The sequence below is a fragment of the Paraniabella hibiscisoli genome, from assembly GCF_022512515.1.
GTDB classification, from domain to species: domain Bacteria; phylum Bacteroidota; class Bacteroidia; order Chitinophagales; family Chitinophagaceae; genus Niabella; species Niabella hibiscisoli.
The window spans coordinates 456,744-469,158 of record NZ_JAKWBK010000001.1 but is presented as its reverse complement, the minus strand read 5'-3'; the positions used below and the strand labels follow the sequence as shown (position 1 = coordinate 469,158).

Below are 12,415 nucleotides of genomic sequence, written 5' to 3'. Positions count from 1 at the left end.
CCTGTTTTAATTTTTAAAAACTGCATTTACATAAGAACTGGTGTCCAGCAACTCTTCGGCAATCCTGTCTACCACCTGTATAATCACTTCTGCGTTCAGCCCTATATAAACGGATACAATACCGAGTATCCCAACAGGGGCAAGCAGCAATACTTTCCTTAAAAACGGCATCGGTTCGAATTTGTTGTCAACTACCACATCTGCGGGCACTTCCTTCCAAAACACTTCTGCCCACATTTTAGCAATTACGTAAAGGGTGGCCAGGCTCCCTATAATTAAAGCGGCAACAAAAAATACTGATGCTGGTTAAATGCCTCCCTGAATAAATACACCTTGGGCCAAAACCCTGATAATGGCGGTATGCCTACCAATGACAATAGTACGATGGCTATTAGTAAAGATATCTTCGGATATTCTTTATAAAGTCCTCCCAGTTTTTCCATCGTAACCACGCCCCGAAGCTGCATGATGACGCCTGAAATAAGGAACAGGTTGGTTTTTACTATGATGTCGTGCACCAGGTAAAAAGTGTTCCCATCAGCGCCAGCTTACTGAACATAGCAATACCACCCACCATAAAGCCTATATGGCATACAATTAAATAAGAGAATAATCTGCGTATACTCGTTTTGTTGAGCGCGCCAAAAGTGCCGGTCAATATGGTGAGTACGGCAATAACCATCAACAGGTTTCGGGTAAAGTTATCAGGGATAAATATGAGACTGTTTACGCGAAGAATGGCGTAAATACCTACTTTGGTAAGAAGTCCGCCGAATGTGGCTGCCACTGCCGAAGGAGGCGTGTGGTAGGAAGACGGTAGCCAGAAATATAAAGGGAATACTGCCGATTTAATACCAAACCCGAGAATGAAAAAAACGGAGGTAATACCTACCAGGGAGCGGTTCTGAACGTCGTGCATTTTAATAGCCAGATCGGCCATATTGAGAGAGCCTGTCATGCCGTATAATATACCAATGCCCGTTAAGAAAAACATAGAGGCCAGTATATTCATCGACATGTACTTTAACGCACCTTCCAGCTGGGTCTTTCGTCCGCCCAATGTCATCAGTACGAAGGACGAAATAATGATCACCTCAAACCATACGTATAAGTTGAAAATATCACCGGTTAAAAAGGCCCCGTTTAAGCCCATTACCAGGAAATGAAATATCGGGAAATAGCCATACAGCATTCTTTGCCGGCTGAGGCCTGTTGCTGAGAAAATAGATACGGCAAAAGCGGCAATAGACGTAAGCAATACCATGGTGACCCCTAAAAGATCGGCTACAAAAACGATGGCGAATGGAGCTTCCCAGTTGGATGCATTTACCGTAAAAGTGCCATGCAGATAAACCTTCCTGAACAATAAGCTGGCAGCAACTAATGCACCCAGGGCGCCGCCCACCGATAAAATACGCTGTGTAACTGTTTTGCGCCATGCGATCAATTGAAAGATGGCGATGAGCAGATGAATAAAAACCGGAGCTAAAATAAAATTCCCCATCATATATCTTCTTCCTCCGGAGTGTTTAGGTTATCTAAATCATCTGTTTCAACCAACGCGTATACACGCTTTAATAGTACGATAGCAAAAGCCGTGAGGGCGAAGCTGATCACAATGGCCGTTAGTATCAACGCCTGCGGAACAGGGTCGGCATACGATCTGTCCATTACATCAGCGGAACTATCTATAATTGGCGGTTTACCTTTCACAATGGCTCCCAATACAAATATGAGTATGTTGGTGGCGCTGCCTAATAGCATAATACCCAATAAAAGCTTTACCATGCTTCGCCGCAGTATCATATATACTCCGCCTGCATATAATAATCCAATCACCAATATCAGTAGTAACTCCATATTAATCGTCTGTTAGCGATATCGTAAATAAAATAGTTAAAACCACGCCCACTACTACCAGGTATACTCCCAGGTCAAAAAACAAGGCTGAACCGAAGGACCCTATAATGGGGAATTTTCCTTCCAGCCAGAGTCCTGTCATAGGAGGCAGGCCCCATAGCATAGGCGCCATCACACTAAGCGCTGCAATACCCAATCCCATTGGGATCAGGGATAGGGGCTTTCTGCCTAATAATGTCATCGTTGCATCTGTACCGTTCGCAAAACTGTGCAATACAAATGCGATGGATGCTACCAGTCCTCCTACAAACCCGCCACCGGGATAATAGTGGCCTCTTAACAACAGGAAAACCGAGAATAATAATAGTATAGGAAGCAGGTAACGCGTTGCTGTTTGTAAGATGCTACTTCTCATATTATTCTTTTTCTGATGGTTTTAAGCGCAGCCTTAATAAATTGTATACGCCAATTGCTGCAATGCTCAACACCACTGTTTCAAATAAAGTATCAATACCTCTGAAGTCTACCAGTATCACATTTACTACATTTTTTCCTTTCGCTTCCAGGTAGGCCTTTGATCCATAAAAATCACTGGTAGCGGTTTCAATAGGTTCGTGATGCACCTGTAATGCCACCATACAAAGAATAAGCCCAAAACCTAATGCAACGGCCATGTCCCGGTAACGTTCTTTTCGGGTACCGAGGTTTAAAATGGTGGTAATTTGTACAATACCAGTACAAAGAGTACGGTGGTGAGCGTATCAATAGTAAACTGGGTCATGGCGAGGTCGGGCGCGCTGTAAAAAACAAACATCAGGCAAATACAATAACCAATAACACTCATGGCCACTACGGCTGTAAGCCTGGTTCGGGTGGTAATCATGATGATCAACGCCCCGATCAGGATAGCTACAATGGCCACTTCATATACGCTCAACATGGCCAGGTTATAAAAATTGATATCTATGGGGCCGCTTAACCAGAGCTTGTAAGCCAATAAAGCTTCCGTAAAAAGAATGATCTTTAAATGATAGGAGCGTAGATAACCGTTATGAAAAGTACTGGTATACCAATCAGAAAATTTAAAGATCCCTGCCGTGAAGCGTTCCGTCAGGAATTCAGGGGCCAACACTTTAAAACGATGCACCGCATTGCTTTTTGCATGGCTCGGCTTGTTGAAAAAGTAAAGTGCTGTACCCGCCGCTAATGTTAGCAGGCTTAAGAACAGCACGGTGTTAAAGCCATGCCATATTTTTAAATTGAGTTGCGTATCAGCTCCAAACATGGTGTTGGCAGCGCGTAAGGAAAAAACTTCTCCAATATAATGCGGCATCAAACCAAACACCACACCTAATACAGCCAGTATCAATGGTGGTAACCACATAGAAGTATAAGGAAGGTGTATTTTTGAAATGATGAAGGCAGGGAACCTGTAAATGGCTTGATGCCCGCCATAAAACCTGCCGCTACCAGGCAAATATTAGTAATGACAGCTAATACGGTAAGCACCAGCATCAGGGAAGAGCCTGCATGAAGTGTTGCTTCGTAAATAAGGTCTTTACCAATAAATCCAAAGGTTAAAGGCACACCAGCGCTGGATAAAGCGGCCAGAAAGCCGGCAATAGCTACTGGTAGCAAGACTTTACGAAGGCCCGATAAACGGGTAATGTCCCTTGTATGCGCTTCATGATCAATGATGCCGGTAACGAGAAATAAGGCAGCTTTGTACAGGGCATGCACGAGGATGAAAACGCTGGCAGCAATTACCGCATCCCTGGTGCCCAGGCCAATGAGAAAGGTTAAAATGCCTAATGCCGAAATAGTAGAGTAGGCCAGTATACTTTTTAAGTCTACACGTAACAGAGAGTGAACGGCAGCAAATAACATGGTAAAGCCGCCAACGATCATGAGCGGGTAACTCCACATAGGCGTATTACCTAATACAGGATCAAATCTTGCCAACAGGTAAATACCGGCTTTAACCATCGTGGCAGAGTGCAGGTAGGCTGACACGGGGGTGGGTGCTTTCATCGCACCTGGTAGCCAGAAATGAAAGGGAAACTGCGCCGACTTGGTAAAAGCCCCCATGAAAAATAATACCAGTATCAATGGATATTGTGCATGATGGATGATCGTATCGCGCGCATGTATCAGCTCAGATATGGAATAAGTGCCTGCTACATTTCCTAACAATATAATACCTGCTAAAAGAAAAAAACCACCCATACCCGTAACTGAGAGCGCTGTAAGTGCGCTTTTGCGGGAGCTCAACTCGCTGTTATTAAATCCTATGAGAAAAAAGAGCTGATGCTGGTGAGTTCCCAGAAAATAAAAAGAAGCAGCATATTGTCTGAGAGTACCATACCCAGCATGGCTGACATGAATAAACTCAGGTAGCCAAAGAACCGGTCAAAGTAAGGATGCCCTTTTAAATAAGTACGTGCATAAAAATAAACTGCTGTTCCCACCCCGGTAATTAATAAGGCAAATAGCAGCGAAAGGCCATCCAGCTTAAAATCCAGGTTAACACCCAGAGAGGGGATCCACTTAGTAGATTGCTGAAACACTTCTCCTAATGAAACATTGGGCACCAATCTTAAATAATAAAAAAATAAGCCCAGAGGTAGGAGCATGAGTAAAATGCTCCACTTTGATTTGATAATTTTGCCAAAGGGAATAATAAGAACAGAGGTAAGTAAGCCAGCCAATACCGTTAAAAGCATGTATAACAGGTTTGTTTTCCGATTGCGCTAAAAGTAAGGAAAACAGGTCGTTTTTCCGCAAAAAAGGAACCTCAATTTTAGAGGTGCATACATATGAAATTACGACGTGGAAGATGCCGAATGCAATGAAACATCAATGCGAAAGACGGATGTTGCCGTTCTTTTCAATGCTTAGTTTTTCTTCATCTACCCAAAAATTAATAACCGTCCATACGTGATCTTTAGAGTACCTGTTTAATCGCTTAAAAACCTCCTCTGCAGGCAAAGCTACCTGCAGCAGTTGTTGCAGCTCGTCGGCAATTTTATTAAATGTATCCTGTGACAGGGTAGCTTTTCTCTTTTTCAGGCAATTATCGCAAATGCCACAATCATTCATTTTAGCATCGCCGAAATAATTGCCGATAATTTTACTCCGGCAATTGCTGGTGTCCGTTACATAATCAATAATCTTGTCGATCCGCTCCGTAAAAATATTCTTACGCTTTAGGTGTTCTTCGGTATCTATATGTAATAAAGCCGTTTTTATACGGGTTCTTGTAAGCATTACCTGCGGGTCTTCTTTTTGCGGCTCATATATAATGACCCTATCTGCGTGTAGCTTATGTAGCTGATCCTTAACAACCGCAGTATCAGATTTTAAAAGATAGGCGATATATCCTTCTGAAATCGCTACCGGGTAATCATAAATGCCCTCGTAAGTGCGTAACAGTATTTTGATGATCGGCTCATAATCAGCAAAGTTTTTTTCGTACTCGTACAAATTATTTTTGTAAATATTAAAACGTACCGTAGCCGGGTTAAAAACCTGTTCGTTAAAACTAAGCCACCCATTTTGTTCCAGTGCCTTAAGGCCAAAAAGAGTGGTTTGAATATCCTGTGAAAATTTTTTGATAAAGTCCTTCAGGTTGAAATCGTAACTATGTCCCGGCGATTCACCTTCGGGTAATTGCAGGTAATGCACCACGTTTCTATAAACATCGCGAATGCCATCGATGCCCGGATAACGCATATCAGGTAGCGCTTTCAGGGCGTCCAGCTCCATGGCATCATACAACAATACAGCATAAGATTTTTCTCCATCTCTACCTGCGCGCCCGGCCTCCTGGTAATAATTCTCCAGGCAATCAGGCACATCCGCATGTACTACTATACGTACATCGGGCTTGTCAATGCCCATGCCAAACGCATTGGTACATACCATTACGCGTATCTGATTTTTGATCCAGCGTTCCTGCTTTTCGGCCCTTTCATCAGACGAAAGACCTGCATTATAAAAATCAGCATTAATGTTTTGTGCATTCAGTAGCTCACTGATCTCTTTGGAGCGTTTCCTGGTTTTGCAGTACACAATGGCTGATCCCCGTACTGATTTCAAAACAGAAACAATTTTATTGATGCGGGATTCTGTATTGAACACACTGTAAGAAAGGTTGGGCCTTTCAAACGACTGTCGAAATATTCTGAACCTGTTTTCAGTGTCGATAGATAGCTTTTCGCAGATGTCCTGCTGTACCAGTGGAGTAGCAGAAGCGGTAAGTGCTATAACAGGTATGCCGGGTAACTCTTCGCGGAGTTTGGCAATACGTAAATAAGGTGGTCTGAAATCGTAACCCCATTGCGATATGCAATGCGCTTCGTCAACCGCTATGAAATTGACACCCAGGCCTGGAAGGTATTCTTTAAACAGCGCGCTCTCAAGTCGCTCAGGCGATACATACAGGAATTTACAATTGCTGTGAGCCGCTGTTTCCAGTACGCTGATCACATCTTTTCGCTGCATGCCTGCATGTATGCTAAAGGCGGTAATGTTTTTCTTTCTCAGGTTTTGTACCTGGTCGTTCATTAAAGCAATAAGAGGGGATATAACCAGGCATAAGCCATCTTTTGCAAGACCCGGTACCTGGTAACAAAGAGATTTACCTCCGCCTGTAGGCATTAGTGCCAGCACATCGCTACCCTGCAATGCGGCTTCTACTATTTCCTGCTGCATCGGGCGGAAATGATCGAAGCCAAAATATTCTTTAAGAGTTTCCTGCGCCAGTGAGTTCATATTGGGCTAATTACGCCGGCTCTAAAATACATCAATTATTATATAACTGTAAAGAAGCCAGGTGGATGAGGAGTAAAATTTCAGGATATAGTAAGTATTACCCGTTAAGCCACTTCGCTAAACCGGCTTATTTTCTTTTTTAAAGCCCGAGGGTGTTTCATTCATAACCTGTTTGAATAGCCGGTTAAAATAGGTGACGTTATTAAAACCGCATTCAAAGCAAACCTCCGAAATGCTTTTGTCCTGGTGAAGCAGCATACAAGATTTTTGTATCCGGTACTGATTGACAAAATCAGAAAAAGTGATCTGTGTGGTTTTTTTAAAAAAATTGCAAAATGAAGGTACCGATAGTCCCACCAGGGTTGCCGCTTTTTGTACCTGTACGTTGCCCGCGTACTCTTTTTCTACATAAGAAAATACTTTTTGCAGGCGGGCTTTATGTTTGAAAGTAATGCCGGGGATACAATACTGCTGTTAAGAATAGTGTACGCTTCTGAATTCGCTAATATTTCCATAATCTCCAGCAGCAGCAACATTTTTTGAAAGGGGTTGATGAACCATCGCCTTCATAACGGCGCCTACTTCTTCTTTGACGGTTCCGGAAAATGACAGACCATATTTTGCCCTGTCCAGCATTGCTTCCACCCGGGTCATTTCTGCAAAATGCAGGGGGAGTATTTCCGGCTTTACCTGCAGCACAATTTCTTCGTGTAGTCCGGAAGAGTTAAGGCCAAAGCCCGAATGGGGTAAATTGCTGCCTATCAGCACCAGGTCTCCCTGGTGATAAGTGCTCAGGTGATTACCAACATGTCTTGTGCCGCTTCCCGCCGGTACAAAAACAAGTTCCAACTCCGGGTGATAATGAAACTGCCACACAAAATCGGATTCCCGAACCATTTTATGATGTAGAAGTCTAAAGGAGCTGCCGGGGTCGGCTTTTACAATTTCGTATTCTATTTTCATTATTCTGTTAAATATAAATAAAAAATGATTAATAGCGTTCAATAAAAAGTGAATAGTGTTGTATGTAAATCGCGCCAGGTTGTTGACTTTTGTTATGTATAAACGATGTAAACTATCTGGATTAAAACCGGATGATTGCTGCCAGGTAGTTGAATGCTTTGCCGATTGCTCATTTCAAAACATAATAGTATGATTGCTACAAACGCTTCAGTTATTGGGGTTTTGCTGGCCGATGTACAGGCCCGGCATGTGTTTAAGGATCAAAAGACTTTTGTTGATGCAGAGCCGCTGTATGCATTGCCCCATATTGCAGCAAAATATGAGAACCAGAAGAATGATCCCGATTTTGATCTTTTGGTTTTTGTGAAAGAAAATTTTTCATTGCCTGTTCAGGTTAATCTCAAATCTACACGGGAGGTAGCTAATATCGACGACTATATTTTAAAACTATGGGATAATCTAACCCGCATCAATACTACAGATAATGGTTCTTTGATAGGCTTACCCCATCCCTATGTGGCTCCTGGCGGCAGGTTCAATGAATTATATTATTGGGACAGTTATTTCACCATGCTGGGTTTGGTTGAAAGCGGCCGGTTAGACCTGGTAGAAGGCATGATCGACAATTTTACTTACCTGATTCACAGTATCGGGTTTATACCCAACGCCAGTCGTACCTACTATCTTACGCGTTCGCAGATCCCTTTTATTCAGCTATGGTGCGGCTACTGGAGGATGTCAGGGGAGAAATTGTACTGGTGAAATATCTGGAAGCGCTGGAAAAAGAATACGCTTTCTGGATGAAAGGTGCAGAAAGCCTGAGCGGTGGGCAAGCTGATCTGCGTATCGTAAAAATGGAAGACGGTTCTTTATTAAACCGCTATTGGGATGCAGAAAACACTCCCCGGCCCGAAGGTTATGCGCTGGATGTTGCTTTAATGGAGCTGGCGCCCGGAAATAAAAATTTATATCGCAATTTAAGGGCTGCCTGTGAGTCTGGCTGGGATTTTTCAAGCCGCCGCTGGCTGGCAGATGGTAAGAATCTGCACAGTATTTGTACTACAGAAATTATTCCGGTTGATCTGAACTGTATGATGCTGCATCTTGAACAAACATTGTTAGATGCCTATACCGTTTCAGATAACAGGAACATGAGAATAAAATTTGAAACGATAGTTGCCGGGAGAGTTGACGCCATTGAAAATTACTTATGGGATGAGCAGGATAAAGTGTATAAAGACTATCATTTCCAGCATAAACATCATACGGGATCACGATCGCTTGCTATGCTGTTCCCTTTGTATGTAGGTATTAGTTCGGCTGAGCGTGCAGCGCATGTTCTGGCGTTTGTAAACGAGTATTTGTTAAAGGATGGAGGCTTGCTGACTACTGATGTAGTAACAGAGCAACAATGGGATGCTCCCAAAGGTTGGGCGCCTTTGCAATGGGTAGGCTACAAAGCTGCCCGGCAATATGGTGATTCAGGCCTGGCCGATGGAATCAGGAGCAGCTGGATAAACAATGTAGAACATCGTTTTGCACAAACAGGAAAGCTAATGGAGAAGTACCCGGTAGTAAAGAGTTATGATGACAAGGATACCGGTGGAGAGTACCCCAACCAGGACGGCTTTGGGTGGACCAATGGGGTTTACCTGAAAATGAAAAATGTATGAGAATAGCTATTAATTAATAAACGTTTTGCCAATGAATCTCTTTTTAATTCAAACTTTAAACTCAATGATTATGGAAAGACCACCTTTATGGATCGGGCGAACTGCAAGAATTGCAGGAGTATTCCTGCTGCTGCAATTGCTTTTCGCCTTCAACAGCTATGCGCAGTCCGGCACAATCAGCGGTAAAGTGAGCTCCGATAAGGGAGAAGCTTTGGCCGGCGCTACAGTAGTAATAGTAGAAAAAACTTAAGTATTTCTGTAGGAAGCGATGGCGCTTTTTCTTTTAGCAAACTCGAAGATGGTAACTATACGGTTACGGCATCGTTTATAGGGTACACATCCGGCACCCAATCGGTTAATATTGCTGATGGCAAAGCCCAAACAGTTGATTTTACACTTACGCCGGTAGCACAGAGTATTGATGAAGTAGTAGTGATCGGCTACGGAACGGCGCGGAAAAAGACCTGACCGGTTCGATGGTGACGATCAGCGAACGAAATTTTAATAAAGGAGTAATGACCAATCCTGATCAGTTGATACAGGGTAAAACACCTGGTGTAATGGTGATCAATAATACCGGCCAACCCGGTGGGTCGGTTACAGTACGTATCAGGGGTAACTCTTCCATAAGAGCCAGTAATAACCCTTTGTTTGTTTTAGACGGAGTGCCCATGTCGGGCAACTCTCCTTTACCTGAAGGGCGCGGCGATTTTTCTTCCGACCGGGGAAATCCGCTTACCTACCTGAACCCCGGCGATATAGCCAGTATGGATATCTTAAAAGATGCATCTGCTACAGCTATATACGGTTCAAGGGGCGCCAATGGGGTAGTGATCATCACCACTAAAAAGGTAAAGCCGGTCCTCCGGTTCTTTCAGTAGGAGCGGCAACCGGTATTTCCAATATGCGTGAATATCCCGACGTACTAGATGCATCACGATTCAGAGAGGCATTGAACTATTATACCCCTGCAGAAGCCGCGAATGCAGATTTTGGAAGCGATGTGGATGCGTTTAAAGAAATTACGCGCAATGCGGTAACGCAAAATTATTATGCAGATGTATCGGGTGGTACAGAGCATGGTAAATACCGCCTGTCAGGAGGTTACCAGAACCAGAACGGTATTATCATCGGATCTCAATTAAAAAAATATACCGCCAATTTTACGGGCAACTTCCGCTTTCTCGAAAGCAGGAGGCTTGGATTGATTTCGCCTTATTTCTCACACAGATGAATAACCAGTATGCGCCTATCAGCGCTATGGTAGGTTCGCAGGGTAACCTGATATCCCAGGCCTTGCAGTGGAACCCCACCCGCCCGTTAAGAGATGATCAGGGCAATCTTACATTTATCAATACCTCTACCCGTAATCCTTTAGCCAGCATTGACGCTTTTAAAGACCGGTCGGTAACCAATACCATGGTGGTAAACCTGGCGCCCTATTACAAATTTACCGACGACCTCGAATATCGTTTTATCTACAGTGTGATGAGGCAAACCGGTAATCGTGAAGGTATATACAGAGCCGGCATTATTGATCCCGCCAACGGTTTAAACGATGAGCAGGCTTTCATCTCAAATAATGGAGAAACCAACCAGCAAATGACGCATACCCTATCCTATAATAAACAGGTAAGTGATGACTGGAATATCAATGCCGTTGCCGGTTATGAATATCTCGACTATAATTTTAATAATAACATAAGTTTCGGTCGCGGTTTTAATTATGTTGGGTTAGACTATTTTGACTATATGCAATATTCAACTCCGGCTACAAGGGAGATCGCATCTTACAGAAGTCCAACCAACCAGCTGCAGTCTCTTTTTGTAAGGGGTGGTTTTAATTATCTTAGTCGCTATTTGTTTACCGCTACTGCAAGGCGAGATGGTTCTACCAAGTTTGGGGCTAACAACAAGTATGCAATATTCCCATCTGTAGCCATTGCCTGGAATATCGCTGAAGAAGCCTTCTTAAAAGGTAATAGTCATATCAACCAGCTTAAATTGAGATTGGGTTGGGGTAAAACCGGTAACCAGGAGTTTCCTTCTGGAGCTTCTTTAAACAGGTTGGTGTTTGGCAACCGCAGCATCAGCCAGGCCAACTATGGTAATCCTGATCTGAAATGGGAAACCTCTGCTACGATCAATGCGGGTATCGACTTCTCTATTTTGAATAATCGTTTATATGGATCGATTGATTACTTCAATAAAAAAACAACTGATGCCTTATTTGAGCAAACACTGGCCCAGCCGGCGCCTGCGGGTCGTGTGTGGGTAAACCTGGATGGTGAAGTGGTGAACAAAGGGGTTGAGATTGCACTTACAGGAACCATTGTAAAAAGCCAGGACTGGACCTGGGACCTCACCGGTAATGTTACGTTCTTAAAAAATAGTGTAAGTGGTTTGGTAGGATATTACGAAACAGGCGCGTTGAGAGGCCAGGGTTTTTCAGGCGTATTGGGCCAGCGAATGGTAAATGGTCAGCCGTTGAATGTTTGGTACCTCGCTATTCATGAAGGTATCGATCCTCAAACCGGCATGAGCATGTACCGCGGGGCAGACGGCAGCATCAGCAGTGCCAACGATCCGGCCATCAATAAGTTTTATAACAATAGTCCCAACCCAACCACATTGCTGGGTATTTCAACCAACGTAACGTATAAAAAATTCACAGTGGGCGCTAATATGAATGGCGCAATGGGACATTACCTGTTTAATAATACAGCGGCTACCACGCTTGGTTTAAGTAACCTTTCTCTAAGGAATATCGGATCCTCATTTTTTAATACCGGTGTAAAAGAGTCGATCTCTAATTCAGCGGCACCTTCTACAAGATATCTGGAGAAAGGCGATTACCTGAAAATGGCCAATCTTACTTTAAGTTATAGAGTAGGTAATATTGGAAATACGTTGAAGAACTTCAATGTATCGCTTACCGGGCAAAACCTGTTTATTATTACCCAATACACCGGCTTTGATCCTGAAGTAAATACCGATGGTGCCACTAATGGTATTCCTTCTTTAGGTATTGAGTACCTGCCTTATCCTCCGGCAAGAACCATTTTATTAGGAGTCAACTTTTCTTTATAAAGCTGGAATCTCATGATAAGGCAAAGCATAAAAGGATTGCATCAACAACTGAAAAC

15 protein-coding genes and 2 pseudogenes are annotated in these 12,415 nt (G+C 43.3%); 6 read left to right on the top strand and 11 right to left on the bottom strand.

Annotated elements, in window-relative coordinates:
* Positions 1 to 6: 6 nt before the first annotated feature.
* From MKP07_RS02930 to MKP07_RS02885, 11 genes and pseudogenes are all read right to left on the bottom strand, one after another.
* Complete coding sequence (locus tag MKP07_RS02930) at positions 7 to 237, bottom strand: hypothetical protein (RefSeq protein ID WP_240844933.1); 231 nt, start codon at positions 235 to 237, stop codon at positions 7 to 9.
* A 38-nt stretch (positions 238 to 275) separates the two neighbouring features.
* Positions 276 to 1,066, bottom strand: a pseudogene (locus tag MKP07_RS02925) (complex I subunit 5 family protein).
* Between the two features lie 437 nt (positions 1,067 to 1,503).
* The gene (locus MKP07_RS02920; protein ID WP_240844932.1) at positions 1,504 to 1,860 is read right to left on the bottom strand and encodes a Na+/H+ antiporter subunit C; all 357 of its coding nucleotides are present in this window, start codon (positions 1,858 to 1,860) and stop codon (positions 1,504 to 1,506) included.
* A 1-nt stretch (position 1,861) separates the two neighbouring features.
* Complete coding sequence (locus tag MKP07_RS02915) at positions 1,862 to 2,275, bottom strand: Na+/H+ antiporter subunit B (protein WP_240844931.1); 414 nt, start codon at positions 2,273 to 2,275, stop codon at positions 1,862 to 1,864.
* A gap of 1 nt (position 2,276) precedes the next feature.
* The gene (gene mbhE, locus MKP07_RS02910; protein WP_240844930.1) at positions 2,277 to 2,534 is read right to left on the bottom strand and encodes a hydrogen gas-evolving membrane-bound hydrogenase subunit E; all 258 of its coding nucleotides are present in this window, start codon (positions 2,532 to 2,534) and stop codon (positions 2,277 to 2,279) included.
* A gap of 32 nt (positions 2,535 to 2,566) precedes the next feature.
* Positions 2,567 to 3,244: a hydrogenase subunit MbhD domain-containing protein gene (locus MKP07_RS02905; protein WP_240844929.1), complete on the bottom strand. Its 678-nt coding sequence runs from the start codon at positions 3,242 to 3,244 to the stop codon at positions 2,567 to 2,569.
* Positions 3,226 to 4,131, bottom strand: a complete 906-nt coding sequence (locus MKP07_RS02900; protein WP_240844928.1) for a proton-conducting transporter transmembrane domain-containing protein — start codon at positions 4,129 to 4,131, stop codon at positions 3,226 to 3,228. Before MKP07_RS02900 ends, MKP07_RS02905 begins: the two co-directional genes overlap by 19 nt.
* Positions 4,132 to 4,148: 17 nt before the next feature.
* Complete coding sequence (locus MKP07_RS02895; protein ID WP_240844927.1) at positions 4,149 to 4,583, bottom strand: hypothetical protein; 435 nt, start codon at positions 4,581 to 4,583, stop codon at positions 4,149 to 4,151.
* Positions 4,584 to 4,716: 133 nt separating this feature from the next.
* Positions 4,717 to 6,633, bottom strand: coding sequence for a RecQ family ATP-dependent DNA helicase (locus MKP07_RS02890; RefSeq protein ID WP_240844926.1), 1,917 nt, complete (start codon positions 6,631 to 6,633; stop codon positions 4,717 to 4,719).
* Positions 6,634 to 6,750: 117 nt separating this feature from the next.
* On the bottom strand, positions 6,751 to 6,990 hold the full coding sequence (locus tag MKP07_RS42015) for a helix-turn-helix domain-containing protein (RefSeq protein WP_394803527.1): 240 nt from the start codon (positions 6,988 to 6,990) through the stop codon (positions 6,751 to 6,753).
* Between the two features lie 117 nt (positions 6,991 to 7,107).
* Entirely contained in the window at positions 7,108 to 7,596 is a 489-nt protein-coding gene (locus MKP07_RS02885) for a cupin domain-containing protein (protein WP_240844925.1), read from the bottom strand.
* A gap of 153 nt (positions 7,597 to 7,749) precedes the next feature.
* Between MKP07_RS02885 and MKP07_RS42010 the strand changes: the two are divergent.
* The 6 genes and pseudogenes from MKP07_RS42010 (at position 7,750) to MKP07_RS02850 (ending at position 12,359) form a co-directional block, all read left to right on the top strand.
* Positions 7,750 to 9,269, top strand: a pseudogene (locus MKP07_RS42010) (trehalase family glycosidase).
* Between the two features lie 70 nt (positions 9,270 to 9,339).
* A complete protein-coding gene (locus MKP07_RS02870) occupies positions 9,340 to 9,519 on the top strand; it encodes a hypothetical protein (protein ID WP_240844922.1) in 180 nt (59 codons plus the stop codon).
* Positions 9,520 to 9,521: 2 nt separating this feature from the next.
* Entirely contained in the window at positions 9,522 to 9,737 is a 216-nt protein-coding gene (locus MKP07_RS02865; RefSeq protein ID WP_240850624.1) for a carboxypeptidase-like regulatory domain-containing protein, read from the top strand.
* A gap of 8 nt (positions 9,738 to 9,745) precedes the next feature.
* Positions 9,746 to 10,150 carry a TonB-dependent receptor plug domain-containing protein gene (locus MKP07_RS02860; RefSeq protein WP_240844921.1) on the top strand — a complete coding sequence of 135 codons (405 nt, stop codon included), beginning with the start codon at positions 9,746 to 9,748 and terminating at the stop codon, positions 10,148 to 10,150.
* A 23-nt stretch (positions 10,151 to 10,173) separates the two neighbouring features.
* Positions 10,174 to 10,503 (top strand): hypothetical protein, encoded by a 330-nt coding sequence (locus MKP07_RS02855; RefSeq protein WP_240844920.1) that lies wholly within the window; start codon positions 10,174 to 10,176, stop codon positions 10,501 to 10,503.
* Positions 10,500 to 12,359, top strand: a complete 1,860-nt coding sequence (locus tag MKP07_RS02850) for a TonB-dependent receptor domain-containing protein (protein ID WP_240844919.1) — start codon at positions 10,500 to 10,502, stop codon at positions 12,357 to 12,359. Before MKP07_RS02855 ends, MKP07_RS02850 begins: the two co-directional genes overlap by 4 nt.
* Positions 12,360 to 12,415 lie beyond the last annotated feature (56 nt).